Origin of the sequence: Rheinheimera texasensis DSM 17496 (assembly GCF_000711985.1) — a bacterium.
GTDB lineage: Bacteria > Pseudomonadota > Gammaproteobacteria > Enterobacterales > Alteromonadaceae > Pararheinheimera > Pararheinheimera texasensis.
On sequence record NZ_KL544006.1, the window covers coordinates 304179 to 320927 of the forward strand.

General features: G+C 52.6%; 20 protein-coding genes and 1 tRNA gene. 12 read left to right on the forward strand and 9 right to left on the reverse strand.

Translation table 11 applies throughout. The features are described 5' to 3' along the window. Nucleotide 1: 1 nt before the first annotated feature. From Q399_RS0118465 to nth, 9 genes are all read left to right on the forward strand, one after another. Nucleotides 2-78: transfer RNA gene (locus Q399_RS0118465), tRNA-Asn, on the forward strand. A gap of 148 nt (nt 79-226) precedes the next feature. Next, nucleotides 227-2152, forward strand: a complete 1926-nt coding sequence (locus tag Q399_RS0118470) for an EAL domain-containing protein (protein ID WP_245612930.1) — start codon at nt 227-229, stop codon at nt 2150-2152. Between the two features lie 149 nt (nt 2153-2301). Further along, on the forward strand, nt 2302-2883 hold the full coding sequence (gene rsxA / locus Q399_RS0118475) for an electron transport complex subunit RsxA (RefSeq protein WP_031571143.1): 582 nt from the start codon (nt 2302-2304) through the stop codon (nt 2881-2883). A 1-nt stretch (nt 2884) separates the two neighbouring features. Then, nucleotides 2885-3442 carry an electron transport complex subunit RsxB gene (rsxB, locus tag Q399_RS0118480; RefSeq protein ID WP_031571146.1) on the forward strand — a complete coding sequence of 186 codons (558 nt, stop codon included), beginning with the start codon at nt 2885-2887 and terminating at the stop codon, nt 3440-3442. Beyond that, nucleotides 3443-5659, forward strand: coding sequence for an electron transport complex subunit RsxC (gene rsxC, locus Q399_RS0118485; protein ID WP_031571148.1), 2217 nt, complete (start codon nt 3443-3445; stop codon nt 5657-5659). Then, a complete protein-coding gene (gene rsxD / locus Q399_RS0118490) occupies nt 5656-6714 on the forward strand; it encodes an electron transport complex subunit RsxD (protein WP_031571152.1) in 1059 nt (352 codons plus the stop codon). The genes rsxC and rsxD overlap by 4 nt, the downstream gene beginning before the upstream one ends. A gap of 3 nt (nt 6715-6717) precedes the next feature. Next, a complete protein-coding gene (gene rsxG / locus Q399_RS0118495; RefSeq protein WP_031571154.1) occupies nt 6718-7341 on the forward strand; it encodes an electron transport complex subunit RsxG in 624 nt (207 codons plus the stop codon). A 7-nt stretch (nt 7342-7348) separates the two neighbouring features. Beyond that, complete coding sequence (locus Q399_RS0118500; protein WP_031571158.1) at nt 7349-8044, forward strand: electron transport complex subunit E; 696 nt, start codon at nt 7349-7351, stop codon at nt 8042-8044. 13 nt (nt 8045-8057) lie between these two features. Beyond that, nucleotides 8058-8690: an endonuclease III gene (gene nth / locus Q399_RS0118505; RefSeq protein WP_031571160.1), complete on the forward strand. Its 633-nt coding sequence runs from the start codon at nt 8058-8060 to the stop codon at nt 8688-8690. A gap of 57 nt (nt 8691-8747) precedes the next feature. Here nth and Q399_RS0118510 read toward each other — a convergent pair whose 3' ends face one another. From Q399_RS0118510 to Q399_RS0118520, 3 genes are read right to left on the reverse strand one after another with little or no spacing between them, the layout of a single operon-like run. Next, on the reverse strand, nt 8748-9767 hold the full coding sequence (locus tag Q399_RS0118510) for an NADP-dependent oxidoreductase (protein ID WP_211253401.1): 1020 nt from the start codon (nt 9765-9767) through the stop codon (nt 8748-8750). A gap of 39 nt (nt 9768-9806) precedes the next feature. Then, nucleotides 9807-10175 (reverse strand): hypothetical protein, encoded by a 369-nt coding sequence (locus Q399_RS0118515; protein WP_031571167.1) that lies wholly within the window; start codon nt 10173-10175, stop codon nt 9807-9809. Next, nucleotides 10175-11002: an oxidoreductase gene (locus tag Q399_RS0118520; protein WP_031571169.1), complete on the reverse strand. Its 828-nt coding sequence runs from the start codon at nt 11000-11002 to the stop codon at nt 10175-10177. The genes Q399_RS0118515 and Q399_RS0118520 overlap by 1 nt, the downstream gene beginning before the upstream one ends. A gap of 194 nt (nt 11003-11196) precedes the next feature. Here Q399_RS0118520 and Q399_RS0118525 point away from each other — a divergent pair, with 194 nt between their 5' ends. Together Q399_RS0118525 and gloA are read left to right on the forward strand one after the other, a co-directional pair. Next, nucleotides 11197-11808: a TetR/AcrR family transcriptional regulator gene (locus Q399_RS0118525; protein WP_037046734.1), complete on the forward strand. Its 612-nt coding sequence runs from the start codon at nt 11197-11199 to the stop codon at nt 11806-11808. 143 nt (nt 11809-11951) lie between these two features. Further along, nucleotides 11952-12353 (forward strand): lactoylglutathione lyase, encoded by a 402-nt coding sequence (gloA, locus tag Q399_RS0118530; protein ID WP_031571174.1) that lies wholly within the window; start codon nt 11952-11954, stop codon nt 12351-12353. Between the two features lie 45 nt (nt 12354-12398). Here the strand turns inward: gloA and Q399_RS0118535 are convergent, their stop codons facing one another. The 6 genes from Q399_RS0118535 to Q399_RS0118565 form a co-directional block, all read right to left on the reverse strand. Next, nucleotides 12399-13301, reverse strand: a complete 903-nt coding sequence (locus Q399_RS0118535) for an aspartoacylase (RefSeq protein ID WP_031571176.1) — start codon at nt 13299-13301, stop codon at nt 12399-12401. A 123-nt stretch (nt 13302-13424) separates the two neighbouring features. Beyond that, nucleotides 13425-13646, reverse strand: coding sequence for a (2Fe-2S)-binding protein (locus Q399_RS0118545; RefSeq protein WP_031571178.1), 222 nt, complete (start codon nt 13644-13646; stop codon nt 13425-13427). A gap of 77 nt (nt 13647-13723) precedes the next feature. Next, on the reverse strand, nt 13724-14122 hold the full coding sequence (locus tag Q399_RS0118550; protein WP_031571181.1) for a DUF2750 domain-containing protein: 399 nt from the start codon (nt 14120-14122) through the stop codon (nt 13724-13726). Nucleotides 14123-14208: 86 nt separating this feature from the next. Further along, entirely contained in the window at nt 14209-15105 is an 897-nt protein-coding gene (locus Q399_RS0118555) for a peptidylprolyl isomerase (protein WP_031571183.1), read from the reverse strand. After that, nucleotides 15105-15554 (reverse strand): YqaA family protein, encoded by a 450-nt coding sequence (locus Q399_RS0118560; RefSeq protein WP_340139698.1) that lies wholly within the window; start codon nt 15552-15554, stop codon nt 15105-15107. The genes Q399_RS0118555 and Q399_RS0118560 overlap by 1 nt, the downstream gene beginning before the upstream one ends. Before the next feature lie 10 nt (nt 15555-15564). Continuing rightward, complete coding sequence (locus Q399_RS0118565; RefSeq protein WP_031571188.1) at nt 15565-15978, reverse strand: MAPEG family protein; 414 nt, start codon at nt 15976-15978, stop codon at nt 15565-15567. Nucleotides 15979-16169: 191 nt separating this feature from the next. Here Q399_RS0118565 and Q399_RS0118570 point away from each other — a divergent pair, with 191 nt between their 5' ends. Further along, complete coding sequence (locus Q399_RS0118570) at nt 16170-16748, forward strand: thymidine kinase (protein WP_031571190.1); 579 nt, start codon at nt 16170-16172, stop codon at nt 16746-16748. Nucleotide 16749 lies beyond the last annotated feature (1 nt).

Consider the following 16749-nt stretch of genomic DNA (forward strand, 5'->3'; position numbering starts at 1 on the left):
TTCCCTAGTAGCTCAGCCGGTTAGAGCGGCGGACTGTTAATCCGTAGGTCGTTGGTTCGAGTCCAACCTGGGGAGCCACACATTTTCCCATACATTCCATTACGGATGTTGCCATTCCGCTACCTGCCATTTATTTTCAGGCAATTTTTTGTTTTAATTAGGGTTATCCGTAGCAACATGCCATCACAGCTGGTCTAATGGCATATTCAGCGAACTAAGACAATTAATGATGAAAAATCTTCGGGTATTTTGGCTTCTGCAACTTGTTGGTGCTCTGTTGTTAATGATGGTGTTGGTCACCAACTTGTTACAAAGTGCACATCGCTCTATTGAACAAGTCACCGGATTGCACCAGCAGGTGATCAAACAGATGGTGAGTCAGTTCTCTGGCGACGACTATCAGAATTTGGTGCAACAAATTCGGCAAAGTCTGAATCCACAGCAGCTTCAGCTGAAGACTGCAAACGGTAAAATTATCCACGAGCACAACACCGCCACATCAGTTCACTCAGCAGCGGAACAGTTGCAGTCCAGTTTTGGTTACGACCGTAGCATCAACCAACTCAGCAGTCCTGATAATCAACTCTCTCTTACCTTTAAACCCAATCTGGATGAACTTGACAGCCAGTTTGTCACGCAGTTCTGGATGACATTGTTGTTGCCGTTGATTTTAGTGGTGTTGCCATTGCTCATCGTGCCAATCCGGCAGAAATTAGAACAGAAACAAATGTCACGCCAGATTGCTGGCGCTCTGGACCAAATTGTCAACGCCGCGCAAGACTCGGCCCCGGACATCCATCTGCCAGATACTTTTGAACAAACCCGCCTGACTTTGTTAAAAGTTGCGGATTTCCACCAAAAACGCCAGGCAGAATTATTAAAGTCTGCGCAGCAGCTCACCGAAGATGCAGCAAAAGACACTGTGACCGGCCTGCCGAACCGCAATCGTTTTGTCCAGTTTTATGAAGAAACGCTACGCGATACTAAACACGTTGATTTCGGTATTTTTGCCATCACCCGCTGCACTGAACTGCAAAACATTAATCAAAGCCGCGGCTACCATGAAGGTGATAAATACGTGATTGCCGTCAGTGAGCTTATTCAGCGCGCTGTAGCCGGCTACCGCGACTTCAAAGTGTTTCGCCTGAATAGTTCAGACTTCGGCATCATTCTGCCGCGTATCACTGCCAAAGAAGCGGAGAACTTCGGCGCCCAGTTACAAAGCCGCCTCAGCGAATATCAAAAACTAGCCGAGTTGGACTCTGTTGCCTACACCGGTATGGTTAACTACGCCACCGGCAAAGTACTGGGTGAGCTGTTGGCCATCGCCGATACTGCAATTAGCCTGGCGCAAACCCGGCAGAGTAACGGCTGGCATCTGGTGAAAGACGACGGCTCAGCTGAACAGAGCGCACTCGGTTTTGGCAACCAAAACTGGCGGCATGTCATTGATGACGTGCTGGAAAATAACAAAATTAACCTGCTGGTTCAGCTCATTCAACCGGCATCCCGCACCGCAAAAACCTATTCTGAAGTGCTGGTGCGGTTTTACAGCGAAGAAGATCAGCTGTTACCGACCGCGTCTTTCCTCGCTATGGCAGAAAAGCTCGATAAAATTATTGAAGTGGACCGACTGATTGTTGAAACCGCGCTCAGCACTATTAAAAACAAAAACCTGCATGATCAGTATTTTGGTCTGAATCTGTCATCGCGCTGTATTCATGATGACCACTTCCTGATTTGGCTGGAACGGCGGTTGTTAAAAGACGCCACTATTGCCAGCCGGCTGGTGTTTGAAGTCAGTGAATACGGCATGCAGCAGAACCTGAAAACCAGTAAACGTTTTATCGATATGCTGCACCGTAATGGCGCCCGTCTGACGGTGGAAAAATTTGGTACCGGCATGACGTCGTTTAAATTTTTCCGCGACATCAAACCAGACTTTATCAAAATGGATGGTAGCTATACCCGCCATATTGATGATGACAAAAATAACCAATATTTCATCCGCTTAATGGTGGATCTGGCACACCGCATCGGAGTCGGTGTGTTTGCCGAAAGCGTGGAAACACAGGAAGAGAAGCAAATGCTGGAGTCGCTGTTTATCGACGGCACTCAGGGTTATTACATCGGTAAACCGCAACCGATTTAATGCAGCAATAGCCACAATATAGTTACGGTTGTTTGCATCGCCACAACCGAGCATAATAGCGCCCCCTGACGCTCAGGGCACAGTCTACTCCTGCTCGCCACAGGCTTTGACTGCTGAAAACTGCTATCACAGCGCAGTGAGACCACAGCATGACTGAATTTTTCTTACTTCTGATCAGCACCATTCTGGTGAATAACTTTGTCCTGGTGAAATTCCTGGGCCTCTGCCCTTTTATGGGCGTCTCCAACAAACTCGATTCCGCACTGGGCATGTGTCTGGCCACTACTTTTGTGCTGACGTTGGCCTCACTTTGCAGCTATCTGGTGGACCGCTACATTCTGCAGCCACTGGATTTGGCGTATTTACGCACCCTGACTTTTATTCTGGTGATTGCGGTGGTCGTGCAATTTACTGAAATGGTGGTGCACAAAACCAGTCCGGCACTGTATCGCGTATTAGGGATTTTTCTGCCGCTGATCACCACCAACTGCGCCGTGCTTGGTGTGGCTTTGTTGAATATCAAAGCCAGCCATGGTCTGTTTCAGTCGGTGGTTTATGGCTTTGGTGCATCAGTAGGTTTTAGCCTGGTGCTGGTGTTATTCGCAGCGATGCGTGAACGCCTGGCAGCCGCAGATGTACCTGTGCCGTTTCGCGGCGCCGCTATTGGTCTGGTGACAGCAGGCCTGATGTCGTTAGCTTTTATGGGCTTTACCGGCCTGGTGAAATCCTGATATGTCTATGCTCACTGCCCTGCTCGCGCTTGGCGCGCTGGCCTTAATCTTCGGTGCCATTTTAGGTTATGCCGCGCTGCGCTTTAAAGTTGAAGCCGACCCGCTGGTCGACCAGATTGACGACATTCTGCCGCAAACCCAATGTGGTCAGTGTGGTTACCCGGGCTGCCGACCTTATGCCGAAGCCATTGCCAATGGCGATGCCATTAATAAATGCCCGCCCGGTGGCGACGCCGCCATCAAAAAGCTGGCCGATTTATTGGGTGTCAGCGCACCGGCGCTCGATAGCGCACAAACCCCGGCCGTCAAACGCGTGGCTTTTATCCGCGAAGATGACTGTATCGGTTGCACCAAATGTATTCAGGCCTGCCCGGTCGACGCCATCGTAGGGGCGTCTAAACAAATGCACACGGTGATTAGTAACGAATGTACCGGCTGCGATTTATGCGTCGAGCCCTGCCCGGTCAATTGTATTGATATGGTGCCGATTGCGGTCACAACTGAACGCTGGAAATGGGATTTGCAGGCTATTCCGGTCACTATTGTGGAGAGCAATTAAGTGCCTTCATTGTTTCAACAGATTAAATCCGGTCAGTTGTGGGATTTTCACGGCGGCATCCATCCACCGGCGCGGAAAAAACTGACCAGTCAGGTGGCCATCGGTCAGATTTCACTACCAGAACGTTTGTATATCCCACTGCGCCAGCATATTGGTGTTGCTGGCAAACTGCTGGTCAAAGCCGGTGATACCGTACTCAAAGGCCAGGCGTTAACTGCCGCAGACAATGCCATGGCGATTCCGGTGCATGCGCCAACATCTGGCAAAGTGCTTTCAATTGAAGCCTATCCATCAGCACACCCTTCAGCCTTGCCTGAGCCAACGCTGGTGTTAGAACCGGATGGTCTGGAACAATGGCGGCCACGCCATGCGCTGGATTATCTGCACACCGAACGCCCGCATCTGCTGGCGCGTATCCAGCAGGCTGGCATCGCCGGCATGGGCGGCGCCGGTTTCCCCACCCATATTAAATCCGGCGCCAGCACTGGGGTGGATTACCTCATCATCAACGCAGTGGAGTGTGAGCCATATATCACTGCCGACGATGTGCTGATGCAGCATGAAGCCAGCACTATCGTGCGTGGCATTGATATTCTGTGTAAGTTATTGAATCCCAAGGCAGTTCTCATCGGTATTGAAGATGATAAACCGCTGGCTATCACCGCCATGCAACAGGCCTGTGCCGGCAAAGCCGATTATCTGGTGCGTGTGGTGCCGGCCAAATACCCGTCCGGTGGTGAAAAGCAGCTGATTAAACTGCTGACCAGTAAAGAAGTGCCCAATGGCCGGCGGCCGCTCGATATCGGCATCGTGATGCAAAACGTCGGCACTGTGTTTGCCATTGCCCAGGCGGTCGAAGAAGATATTCCGCTGATTTCACGGATTGTCACTGTGGTCGGCCAAACGTTACAGCACAGCCAGAATATCCGCGCCCTGATCGGTACGCCGGTTGGCGCTTTATTGGATGCTTGTGGTTTTGCGCCGGAGCCACAGCAACGGGTGATCATGGGGGGCCCGATGATGGGTTTCACCCTACCAACGCTGCAAATCCCACTGGTGAAAACCACCAACTGTATTATTGCGCCAACCCGGCATGAATTGCCGGCTGCAGGACCTGAAATGGATTGCATCCGCTGTGGTGCCTGTGCTGAAGTGTGCCCGGCGGTGTTATTGCCACAGCAGCTGGTGTGGTACGCCAAAGCCAAAGATTATGACCAGCTCAAAGCCCACAATCTGGCCGACTGTATTGAATGCGGCGCCTGTGCTTATGTTTGCCCAAGCGAAATTCCGCTGGTGCAGTATTACCGGGTGGCCAAAGCCGAGATCCGTGAGCTGGCGCGGGAAGAATTAAAAGCCGAACAGGCCAAAGCCCGTTTTGAAGCCCGTAAAGAGCGGCTGGAGCGCGACAAACAGCAACGCGCAGAACGCAATCAGGCGCTGGCTGCACAGCGGCAATCGATGTTAGCCGAACAGCAAAAACAACAGATCCTGGCCGCGCAACAGCGCCAGGAACAACAGCCGCAAGAGACGCTTAGCAAAGAACAAATCATTGCCGAACGTGAGCGCAAAAAGGCCGAAGCCCGTGCTTATCAGGCAGCGAAAGCTGAACAGGCAGAAGGCTCTCCGGCAGCGACTGCAGAAACGCCTGCCGCAGATCCACGTGCTGCAGCGGTCGCCGCTGCAATTGCCCGCGCTAAAGCAAAAAAGCAGGCCGATGCAGTCGCGCATGAGCCGACGCCGGCAGATTCTGCGCCAGCAGAAGCGGCTCCTGCCACCACAGCTGCGCAGCCAGACGCTGAAACCGACCCGCGTAAAGCTGCAGTCGCTGCGGCTATTGCCCGCGCCAAAGCGAAAAAACAGGCTGAAACAGCCTCGCCTGAGCCGACGCCGGCAGAGTCAGCGCCAGTAGCTCCCGCAGCGCAGCCTGAGTCTGATACCGACCCGCGTAAAGCAGCCGTCGCTGCAGCCATTGCCCGCGCCAAAGCGAAAAAGCTGGCCGAACAGGCGGCAGCAACAGACACATCAGCACCAGACCAGACAAATCCTGACCAGACTGCGCCAGTCGAGTCGGCACCAGAAGTTGCAGTACCTGAAGCAACGCCTGATACAACGGCGCCGGACCCGGCTGCAGCGAAAAAAGCCGCCATAGCTGCCGCTATAGCGCGGGCCAAAGCAAAACAACAGTCTAAACCGACCGAGCCGGAGCAGCCGTCATGAGTTTTCGTATTGCCTCTTCCCCGCATCACCACTCGCTGGCACAAACGCCGGCGTTGATGCGCACTGTGGCGCTGGCAGCCCTTCCCGGTATCGCGGCTCAGCTGTATTTTTTTGGTTACGCCGTGCTTATCCAAATTGTGCTGGCAATGCTGACCGCCTGGGCCAGCGAAGCAGCCATGCTAAAACTGCGCGGTAAACCGGTGCTGGTGCGGCTAAAAGATCATAGCGCGCTGGTGACAGGCCTGTTATTAGCCATCGCGATTCCGGCCGTCGCGCCCTGGTGGATTGTAGTGCTGGGCACTGCGTTTGCCATTGTGGTGGTGAAGCAACTGTACGGTGGCCTCGGGCATAATTTATTTAACCCGGCGATGGCCGCATATGTGCTTTTGCTGATTTCATATCCGCAACAAATGACCAGCTGGTTGCCCCCGACCCAACTGCAACACCATGCCGTGACTGGCGCCGACCCGATTTGCCTGGTGTTTAGCGGTTATAGTTGTCAGGGCTTTTCGGTAGCGCAAATCAAAGCAGATGTCGACGGTAAAACCATGGCGACGGCGCTGGATACACTGCGCAACGATTTAACCGCCGGCAAAACCGTCACCGAATCACTGCAACAACCAGTATTTGATAGCTATGCCGGTCTTGGCTGGAGCTGGATTAACCTCGGCTTTTTGCTCGGTGGTTTATTCCTGTTACAACGCAGAGTGATCCAGTGGCGTATTCCGGTGGCTTTGCTCGGTTCATTGACGCTGTTATCGCTGCTGGCCTGGCTTGCAGACAGCGACCGTTTTGCCAGTCCGCTGTTTCACCTGTTCAGTGGCGGCACTATGCTGGCGGCATTTTTTATCGCCACAGATCCGGTGTCAGCATCTACGACCACCAAAGGCCGGTTAATTTATGGCGCTTTGATTGGTGCGCTGGTGTTTGTGATCCGCAGTTTTGGTGGTTATCCGGACGGCTGGGCTTTTGCCGTGATGCTGGCGAATTTATCGGTGCCTTTGATTGATGCCTATACCAAACCACGGGCCTATGGCCACAGGCCGGGGATCTAACTTATGCTGAAGTTTGTCAGTAAAAATGCCTTGTTGCTGGGCGTCGCTGCTGTGGCTTGTGTCGCAGTGATCGCCGGGGTGAATCAGCTGACCGCCGCAACTATTGCCCAGCAGGCGCAGGCACAAAAACTGAAAGTACTGAAAGAAGTATTGCCACCGAATCATCAGGACGATGCTTTACTGGAGCATTGTCTGGCTATCAGCGCACCGGAAGCATTTGGTGTTGCGCCAAGCCGGCTATACCGCACAATGGTCGATGACCAGCAGGTTTATGTCAGCGAAACAGTCGCGCCAGACGGTTACAGCGGCGACATTCAGCTGCTCGCAGCCATCCGTGCTGACGGCACTGTGCTTGGCGTGCGCACTATTGCGCACAAAGAAACACCAGGCCTTGGCGATAAAATTGAAGTCAAACGCCACCCGTGGATTTTAAGCTTCGCCGGCAAACAAGTGGAATCAGCCGACGACAAACGATTTGCAGTGAAGAAAGACGGCGGTGAATTCGATCAGTTCACCGGCGCCACTATCACGCCGCGTGCTGTAGTCGGTGCGGTTAAACGTGCTGCCCTGTATATCAAAGCGCATCCGGAACTGGCAACCCAAACTGCTGGCTGTCCTGCAGCCTGAGGTGGATATGCAACAATATCAAGAGATTATCCGTAACGGCCTGTGGAAAAATAACCCAGGGTTGGTGCAGTTACTAGGCCTGTGCCCGCTGCTGGCGACCAGCTCGTCGCTGACCAATGCGCTGGGGCTTGGCTTTGCCACTATGCTGGTGCTGGCTGCGACCAACGGCGTGATCAGTCTGTTCCGCCAACATATTCCGAACGAAATCCGCATCCCGGTGTTTGTGATGATCATCGCTTCTGTCGTCACCGCCATCGAATTGCTGATGCATGCTTATACTTTTGCGCTGTATCAGTCGCTGGGCATTTTTATTCCATTGATAGTCACCAACTGCATCGTCATAGGCCGGGCCGAAGCTTTTGCTTCCAAAAATGCCGTGTTGCCGTCGATTTTTGATGGTCTGATGATGGGTACAGGCTTTTGTGCTGTGCTGGCGACTTTAGGCGCTATTCGTGAAATTCTCGGACAGGGCACTTTGTTTGACGGCGCCGATTTGTTGTTTGGTTCCTGGGCGACTGTACTCAGAATCGAACTCTATCAGGCTGACAGCCACTTCTTGCTGGCGATCCTGCCGCCAGGTGCTTTCCTGGTACTGGGATGTCTTATCGCCGCGAAAAACGCCATTGAAGCGCGGCGCAAAGCCAGTCAGGTGCAAAAAACCAGCATCCAGCGCGCCCGTGTCACTCAGGTCAGCAGCAGCTAAGCGAACATAGCGGATGAACAAAGAAAAACGCATTGAAATGTTAAGCCGCTGGCGCGCGGCCAATCCCAAGCCGGAAACTGAACTGGAGTTCAGCAGCCCGTTTGAACTGTTGATTGCCGTGCTGCTGTCAGCACAGGCCACTGACGTCAGCGTCAATAAAGCCACCAAAGGCCTGTTTGCTGCAGCCCCTACGCCGGCCGCAATGCTGGCGCTTGGTGTTGAAGGGGTAAAACAGTACATTAAAACCATCGGCCTGTTTAATACCAAAGCCGAAAACGTCATCAAAACCTGTCAGATATTGCAGGAAAAGCACGGCGGACAGGTGCCGGAAAACCGCGAAGCGCTGGAAGCCCTGCCCGGTGTGGGCCGCAAAACCGCCAATGTGGTGCTCAATACCGCCTTTGGTTGGCCCACTATCGCCGTGGATACGCATATTTTCCGTGTCAGTAACCGGATGAACTTTGCGCCGGGGAAAAACGTCGATGAGGTAGAAGCGAAACTGCTCAAAGTAGTGCCGGCCGAATTTAAAGTCGACGTACATCACTGGCTGATTTTGCATGGCCGCTACACCTGTGTGGCGCGCAAACCCAAATGCGGCAGCTGTCTGGTGGAAGACCTTTGTGAGTTTAAGCAGAAAACCGAATAGGCAGGTCGGCGCTTTTTTACCGCTGACCTGCGTTCACAGCACACACCGGCCAGGCCATCAGACGATTTTCACCACCACTTTGCCTTTCGCCCGGCCTTGCGCCAGATAGTCGAGAGCTTCTTTGGCTTGCGCAAAGGAATACACTTTGTCGATCACCGGTTTAATCTGTTCAGTTTCAAGTAGTGTGCTGATCTCACTGAGCTGTTCGCCATCCGGTCGCACAAACAAAAACGAATAGCTGACAAAGCGTTTTTTTGATAGCGCGATGATTTTCCGGCTCATCAGACCAAAGACAAATTTTAATAAAAAGTTGAGCCGCCGCGCCTCGGCAAATGCTTTATCCAATGGCCCTACCAGCGACACGATTTTGCTGCCGGGTTTGAGAATGCCAACAGACTTCTCAATGGCATCCCCCCTGACAGTACCCAACACCAGATCGTACCCCTTTAATACTTTGTCGAATTCTTCTCGGGTGTAGTCAACCACCTGATCAGCGCCCAGGCTCTTGACCAGAGCCAGATTTTTGCTGCTGGTGGTGGTCGCTACTGTCGCACCAAAATACTTCGCCAACTGAATGGCAAAAGTACCGATCCCGCCGGAACCTGCAGGGATAAACACTTTTTGCCCGCTCTGAATGTCAGCGCGTTCTTTCAGTGCCTGCCATGAAGTCAGGCCGACCATCGGGATCGAAGCGGCCTCGACAAAATCCAGCCTGGCTGGTTTCAGCGCTGCCGCGCTTTCTGCGACCACGGCAAATTCAGCCAGCGCGCCTTTGCCCGTGTCGAAAATGCTGGCGAATATCGCATCGCCGACTTTAAAGCGGGTTACCTGACTGCCGACCTGAATCACAACCCCGGCCAAATCGCTGCCTATGGTTGCCGGTAACTGGAATTGCAGCACAGGTTTAAACATGCCGGTCGGGATCATATTATCAATTGGATTCAGGCCCACAGCGTGCACTTGTACCAGCAGCTCATCGGCCTTGAGTTCGGTCGGTCGGGGCACGGCACGAAATCCGACATCCGGCGATTTGCCATAGCGTTTAAAGGTGAGCGCCTGCATATTTTGTTTGGTCATTTATTGATACCCCTGAGTAAGAGTGACGCTGGTCATGGCTTATTTCGATTTGTTACTGAGTAAAAACGCCACAGCTAAAACAGCTTCCAGCACAACAGCAACCAGAATGTCTGCTGTCGCGGCGCCTGACTGCCATTCAACAATGCCGAGCGTAGCCAGCATGAGACAGGTCAGACTGATGCCGCTGGAGAGCGCAACGCGGGCGCCGGAAGCCTCGGCCTTGCGGGCCAGCAACAGCATCAGCGCCATGCCGGCATAAAAAGCGGCGGCACGGCGACTGACGAAGCCGGCGCTGTCGGTGTACGGCACTCCCCACTGTGTGAGCATCAGCTCAGGGGCGCACATCCACGTCGCGCTTAACGCAAAAAACAACACTGCGCTGAGCAGTGCCAGACGCCGGAATGTCATCAGCTGTGCTCACCGGTATCCAGCTGCAGACTTTTCCGCAAGCCTTTATCCAGCACCGAAGTTGGTGCAAAACGACGTAAAAACCTGAGCTGACCAGCCGCTTTGCCGGCGGTATAACGCCGTTTTGGCTTGTCGGCCAGCGCCGCTTCCACCACGACTTCAGCTACCACCTCCGGGCTATCGCCACCTTCCATCGTTGCTGCCACGACTTTCACCAGCTTGGCGCGGATCTGGTCATATTCCGGCAGCTTGGCATCAGGCTGGACGTTATTGGCATCAAACTGAGTTTTGGTAAAGGCCGGTTCAATCACCGACACCCGAATACCACGCGTGCGCAATTCGTGGTCCAGTGCTTCCGAATAGCCCTCCACAGCATGCTTACTGGCGGCATACAGCGCCACATAAGGCATCGGCACCAGGCCAATAATCGAACCGATATTGATGATCCGGCCACTGCCCTGACGGCGCATATGCGGCACCACGGCGCGGGTCATCCGGACTATGCCAAAAAAATTGGTATCAAAAATACTTTGCGCCTGCTGCAACGAGCTTTCTTCAGCCCCGGCCGGCGCTACACCAAAACCAGCGTTATTGACCAGCAGATCGATGCGGCCTTCGCGCTGGATCAATTCATGCACCGCAGCCTCGACAGAGGCATCGTCGGTCACATCCAGCGCCAGCATCGGGAACAATCCCTCGCCCGCTTTGCTGCCACGCCGGCTGGTGCCATAGACTTTGTAACCTGCGGCCAGCAGGCTTTTCGCCGATGCTTCACCGATCCCGGAAGATGCACCAGTGACCAGTGCGACGCGTTGAATAGTCTTCATAAACATTCCTGCCAATAGTGATTGATTGAACGGTGGTAAAGCGCGCCGTTGTTGCTGCTTGTTGCATATCTAACAGCTGCATGTGCGCTTTGAATGCAGTTATGATGACGATCATAATCTATATTGCCAAACACTTTGATTATGACCATAATCAAAGTATACTGCGGCCATCTGTTGCAAGAGGTAAAAAGGCTATGAAAGTGACAAAGGCGCAGGTGCGGGAAAACCGTGAGCGTATTGTTGAAACTGCCTCAGAGTTGTTCCGCGAACGCGGTTACGACGGTGTAGGTGTTGCAGAATTGATGGCGGCTGCCGGCTTTACCCATGGCGGTTTTTACAAACACTTTGGCTCTAAAGCGGACCTGATGGCGGAAGCTGCAGCCTGCAGTTTTGCCAAATCAACAGCACAAACTGCGGAAGTAGACATCAACGACTTTATCCAGCGTTATCTGTCACGTGAACATCGCGATACACCGGGTCAGGGCTGTACTATGGCAGCATTGTGCGCAGATGCGGGCCGTCAGTCTGATCTGATTAAACAGACTTTTGCCGAAGGTATTGAGCGTCAGCTCGCGACTTTTGCCGACAAAGACACTGGCTTCAGCCCAGCTGAGCAGCACGATGCCCGGGCCAACAGCATAGTGGCGATGGCACAGGCGGTCGGTGCTTTGGTGTTGTCACGCTCCTGCCCGGATGACTCGGCGTTGGCGGATGAAATTCTGCGGGTCTGCAGAAACCAGATGCTCAAGCCGAAAAGCAGTAGTCCAGTCTCTTCAATCGGTAACTCCGGCGAGAACCTATGTTAAAATCCACCGGGTTACAGCGAATGTCGGCGCGCCAGCATTTACCCTAAATACGCATGTTCTGCGCGGCGCGCAAGCCCAAATGCGGCTGCTGTCTGGTTGAAGACCTTTGCGAATTTTAACAGAAAACCGAATAGGAATATCAAATGCGCATACTGCACACTATGCTGCGGGTCGGTGACCTGCAGCGCTCCATCAGCTTTTACACTGAGGTGCTGGGCATGTCTTTGCTGCGTACCTCAGACAATCCGGAGTATCAGTACACACTGGCTTTTGTCGGTTATGGCGATGAAGCCAGTGGCGCCGTGTTAGAACTGACTTATAACTACGGCGTGACCAGCTACGACAACGGCAATGCTTTTGGTCATATCGCGCTGGAAGTCGACAACGTCTATACCGCCTGTGATTTAATTCGTGCCCGCGGCGGCGTGATTAGCCGGGAACCCGGCCCGGTTAAAGGTGGCACTACGGAAATTGCTTTTGTGCGTGATCCGGACAACTATGCGATTGAACTCATTCAGAAAAAAACCAGCTATCAGCAGCTGTAACGCTTAAAACAAATAAGGCGCCAATGGCGCCTTTTTTGTTCAGACTTACTCCACCTCAATCCAGACCTTGTCGTTCAGCGACATCGCCAGATTATTGTCGTAATACGCCGCTTCATTGATAAACGTTGGATAAACCACCTCAGTACCGTCGTAATTCAGCACTGTGCCATCAAACAGGGCAAACAGCGGTGCACCCGGTTCTATCGGTTGATAGTCGCGATCCTGGATATTTTTGTGCACCATGCCGAGGCGCTCGCCATTGGCAGATAACGGTAATTTAATTGAATGCAGGTAACGGAACGCCTCTACCTTTTTTGGCAATTCGGGCAAAGCATTGGTGTTGTACAGCTCGATAAAATCCAGAATATGCTGCGTCATCTCATGCATCTGTTCCAGCACGTCCTGACGCAGTACCGACTGCGGCTGCGGCCCGACTTCAACGATGACGCCATAAGTGCCCACGGTACAGAGCAGCGCGTGGTCTTCGGCGGCAAAATGGTCTTCATCACGAGAAATCACCGCGTCCGGCATTTTTAAACGGATATAGCCTGCCAGGAGGTTATAAATGCGGCCTGGTTGAGTCAAAATAAGGCAAGCGCCCATATTGCTGGTGGTATTGTGTAAATCAATGACGAAGTCGGTTTTCGCTGCGCCTTTGGGGCCGAGCTCGGCATTAATAACCTTGGCGCGGCTTTGTTCATAGTTGGTCAGCAACGGATTGGCTAAATCAGCGTTTTTAAACTGCCGGTTTAAATCGCTGTGCAAATAGCGTTTATTCGCCTGATGCGCTTCCGGATTGGCAAATAAGGTTTTGCAGCTGAAACTGCTGCGCGCCACCAGTTCTGGCTGGTTGCGGTAGCGTTTTTCCAGATAAATACCGGAAAATTCATTGCCATGGGTGCCGCCAACAATAGCGACGGTGCGGATAGGAGTGTTGACCTGAACCATCTGGAACCTCAAGAGTGGCAAAACAATGGCTTATTATGCCCGTTTTTGCTCGGTTCCGGCAGAAAAACTGCGAACAAATCAATATAAATGCAGTTTAACTGCATATAAAATCAAAAAACCGGCTTAAGCAGCCGGTCTTTGCATAATCACCTGACACGGAATATGTAAGGCAGAATGTTGTTGCTGCAAACTCTTTTGCAGCACATCCTGTGCGGTCTGCACGCATTTGCCACACTGACTGCCAACACCAAGGCATTGTTTCATTTCCCGCATCGAGGTCATGCCCTCGGCAACGTGCGCGCGGATAGTTTTATCGGTGACAGCTTTACAAACACAAACGTACATATGAACTCCGGCACCATGTGACGGAGTTCATTGTAATGGTATTGCGAATTGTTATCAATAGCGTGCGCACAAAATGATCAATGCTCGTTTTCTTCTTGCGTCGCTTCGAGCAGAGTTTCGGCCAGTTCGCCCGGCTCCACCACAATGCCTGGTTCGTCGGCGTGTGGGAACACCGCCACCATCAGCTCATCACCATCGAGGCCCGAAGTCCATTTATCCAGCCAGGTAGCAATATCCACCGCCTGTGCCTGACAGTTAGCCCAATCGCCTTCAATCCACAGATTGGCGACTTCAGCGTGTGGCCACACCGGAATACAACGTTCATCTTCAGCCGTCACCAGCACAAAACCTTCGTCGTCGGTCAGGATCCAGATCTGTTCCAGATCGGCCACTGCATTAATAAAATACTCGTAGCGCTGTTCGGCATCGAGTTTAGTGACTTTTTGAATATCATCCGCGGACAATGCGTATTCCATACTGAGTTACCTTTGCTGTTATTTTTTGCTATCACATGATGACGCAAAGCAAGGCTGTCAGCCAGCGCTTTGTCATCTCGCCGTTGCTACTGCGCTGTTTTTAACCGCACCGGCGCACCGAGATAACAGATATCCAGTTTACCGTTGCCTTTGTCCTGATAAAACTCATCTGAGCGCGCCCGGCGGCGCTGAAGCATTTGCTGAAAATCTGCGCTGTGGGTCAGTTGCTGTTGCAGCGGCAATTGCGCTGTTTTGGCAAGCTCAGAGCCCAAACGGGCACTGACAATCACTCCGCGGTGTGCCTTGGCATCCAAAATCCCGCCGGTGGCTTTATCACCCCTTGGTACTAAATTCAGTACTTCTGTGCCCCAAATCACCCGAGCAAATACGTTCATATTCTGGTCCAGATGACGTGGCGCTTGCCCTTGCATCATGGCAAAGTCAGTGGTGGCACTAGCCGGGTTCGAATCCCGCGCCATATTGACCAGATTCGGACAATGAATCAGCCACTCCCGGCCTTTAGCACGCCCGACCGCAAATCCCTGATTAAAACCAGTTTCATCCGCCAGTAAATCGCCTTTTTGAATCAAGGTGTATGGATCTGCGTGACGGATTGGCCAGCTGAATTCAGCCGGTAACGGCGGATAAGACTTGGTCAATTTCGCCGGATGCGCTTCGCTTTCCGGTAACCCTGCCTGCAACACAAACTGGTCAATCACCCGGTAAAACGGCAGACCGTCATAGAATCTGTCCTGCACCAGCTGCCGAAACCGTGCAGTGGTTTTTGGCGTGAATGGATCAGACAGCTGTAACACAACCTGGCCGATATTTTTATCGCCGTCACTTAATTGCAGATACACCAGCTGTTGCTGCGAAATATCTTCCCAGCTTTGCTGTGGCTCAACTGATGCCGCCAAAGCCCATTCAGGTAATAAAGCCAGCAACATCAGTGCGAACTGCCATGTTTTGCATCTTGTCTGCATCAGACCAATCCTTTTAACAGCGTATCCGCAGCCAGCAATAACACACCGTAGCGTGCACCTTTGGCAATAAGCACCAGCGGAATAAATTGCCACAGTGGATAGCGTAAAATGCCTGCCACCACTGTCAGCGGGTCGCCAACCACCGGTAACCAGCTGAATAGAATCGCATAAGGGCCAAACTTGTAGCTCCACTGCTGCGCCCGCTGCAGTTGTTCCGGACTGGCCGGAAACCAGCGTTTATGCTGAAACCGGGTAACTTGAGAACCTAACCACCAATTTAGAACCGAACCGACACCATTGGATAAAGTTGCCACCAACCATAACAACCAGACGTCATAGCCTTGATACCACAAAGCAGCCAGCACTATTTCGGAGCTGCCTGGCAATAAGCTGGCGGAGGTAAAAGCGCTGAATGCCAGCAGTGCGTAGCCGGATAAATTCCACATCATCAATCACCCGTTACCAAATCACCCAGACTAAACGCAGCCAGAACGCCCACAGTACCACACAGCTTAATAAAAACAGGTTGAAACGCACCCGCACCTGGTTACTGGTGACATGCACCAGACTATGCAGCAGCCGCAGCGCGACATAAACACCGGCTAACAGCACAAATACGACATCCGCTTGTTGTTGCTGCAATACGGCCAGTACACCGGCGAAAAACAGCACCGGCATTTGTAATAGATTATCGAAATTACGACTGGCCGTGATCACTTTTTCATTAGCGCCGGCCAAATCCATAGTGCGAAAGGCATTGAGGTGAAACTCGCGGTTGCGGGCGGCAGCAAAGCGCCGTCTACCCATCAAAATCATGATGCCGCTGGTTAGCGCGACCTGCAAAAACATAATAAGGACCAGATACTTATCCATGGGTTCATTCCTGAGTACAGAGTTCTGTGCCGTCAGACTAAAGCATTCGCGTGGCTGAAACCAGCCTGTCACGGCCAGCCTGCGACAAAATGTCATGCCGCTGCCATCTGCCTGCAACGCAACAGGCACATCTTGGGTTCAGGCAACAGCTTTGGGTATACTGCGTTTTTTTCTGACGCGGAGTCTGCCTGATGGCGCAGCTGTATTTTTATTATTCGGCGATGAATGCCGGCAAATCGACGGCTTTATTGCAAAGCGCGTACAACTATCAGGAACGCGGCATGCAGGTGGCAATTTTCACTGCCGCTTTTGACGACCGTTTTGGCATCGGTAAAGTCAGCTCACGCATTGGTCTGTCAATGGATGCCTTGCTGTTTGATGAGGACCTGGATTTCGTCGCGCGCTGTGAAGACTTGCGTGACTCACTGGGCCGGTTGGACTGTGTGCTGATTGACGAAGCGCAGTTTCTGAGCAAAAACCAGGTTCGTCAGCTCACTGATGTCGTCGATAAACTGCGCATTCCGGTGCTGGCTTTTGGTCTTCGCACCGATTTTATCGGCGAGACATTTGCCGGCAGTCAGGCGTTGTTGGCCTGGGCTGACAAACTGATTGAATTAAAAACCATCTGTCATTGCGGTCGCAAAGCCAATTTTGTCGTCCGGCTCGACGCCGATGGCAAAGCCGCCCGCGCCGGCTCGCAAGTCGAGATCGGCGGCAATGACCGTTATGTCTCAATGTGCCGGCTGCATTTTAAGGAGCTGGTCTGGTAAC

Excerpts from the sequence above, each read along its gene's own strand:
- Q399_RS0118520 (WP_031571169.1), bottom strand. The coding sequence starts at position 11,002 with ATGAAGACTATTCAACGCGTCGCACTGGTCACTGGTGCATCTTCCGGG.
- Q399_RS0118515 (WP_031571167.1), bottom strand. The coding sequence starts at position 10,175 with ATGACATTCCGGCGTCTGGCACTGCTCAGCGCAGTGTTGTTTTTTGCG.
- gloA (WP_031571174.1), top strand. The coding sequence starts at position 11,952 with ATGCGCATACTGCACACTATGCTGCGGGTCGGTGACCTGCAGCGCTCC.
- rsxB (WP_031571146.1), top strand. The coding sequence starts at position 2,885 with ATGTCTATGCTCACTGCCCTGCTCGCGCTTGGCGCGCTGGCCTTAATC.
- Q399_RS0118560 (WP_340139698.1), bottom strand. The coding sequence starts at position 15,554 with ATGATGTGGAATTTATCCGGCTACGCACTGCTGGCATTCAGCGCTTTT.
- Q399_RS0118550 (WP_031571181.1), bottom strand. The coding sequence starts at position 14,122 with ATGGAATACGCATTGTCCGCGGATGATATTCAAAAAGTCACTAAACTC.
- Q399_RS0118510 (WP_211253401.1), bottom strand. The coding sequence starts at position 9,767 with ATGACCAAACAAAATATGCAGGCGCTCACCTTTAAACGCTATGGCAAA.
- Q399_RS0118555 (WP_031571183.1), bottom strand. The coding sequence starts at position 15,105 with ATGCAGACAAGATGCAAAACATGGCAGTTCGCACTGATGTTGCTGGCT.
- nth (WP_031571160.1), top strand. The coding sequence starts at position 8,058 with ATGAACAAAGAAAAACGCATTGAAATGTTAAGCCGCTGGCGCGCGGCC.
- rsxD (WP_031571152.1), top strand. The coding sequence starts at position 5,656 with ATGAGTTTTCGTATTGCCTCTTCCCCGCATCACCACTCGCTGGCACAA.
- Q399_RS0118535 (WP_031571176.1), bottom strand. The coding sequence starts at position 13,301 with ATGGTTCAGGTCAACACTCCTATCCGCACCGTCGCTATTGTTGGCGGC.
- Q399_RS0118500 (WP_031571158.1), top strand. The coding sequence starts at position 7,349 with ATGCAACAATATCAAGAGATTATCCGTAACGGCCTGTGGAAAAATAAC.
- Q399_RS0118470 (WP_245612930.1), top strand. The coding sequence starts at position 227 with ATGATGAAAAATCTTCGGGTATTTTGGCTTCTGCAACTTGTTGGTGCT.
- Q399_RS0118565 (WP_031571188.1), bottom strand. The coding sequence starts at position 15,978 with ATGGATAAGTATCTGGTCCTTATTATGTTTTTGCAGGTCGCGCTAACC.
- Q399_RS0118570 (WP_031571190.1), top strand. The coding sequence starts at position 16,170 with ATGGCGCAGCTGTATTTTTATTATTCGGCGATGAATGCCGGCAAATCG.
- Q399_RS0118525 (WP_037046734.1), top strand. The coding sequence starts at position 11,197 with ATGAAAGTGACAAAGGCGCAGGTGCGGGAAAACCGTGAGCGTATTGTT.
- rsxG (WP_031571154.1), top strand. The coding sequence starts at position 6,718 with ATGCTGAAGTTTGTCAGTAAAAATGCCTTGTTGCTGGGCGTCGCTGCT.
- Q399_RS0118545 (WP_031571178.1), bottom strand. The coding sequence starts at position 13,646 with ATGTACGTTTGTGTTTGTAAAGCTGTCACCGATAAAACTATCCGCGCG.
- rsxA (WP_031571143.1), top strand. The coding sequence starts at position 2,302 with ATGACTGAATTTTTCTTACTTCTGATCAGCACCATTCTGGTGAATAAC.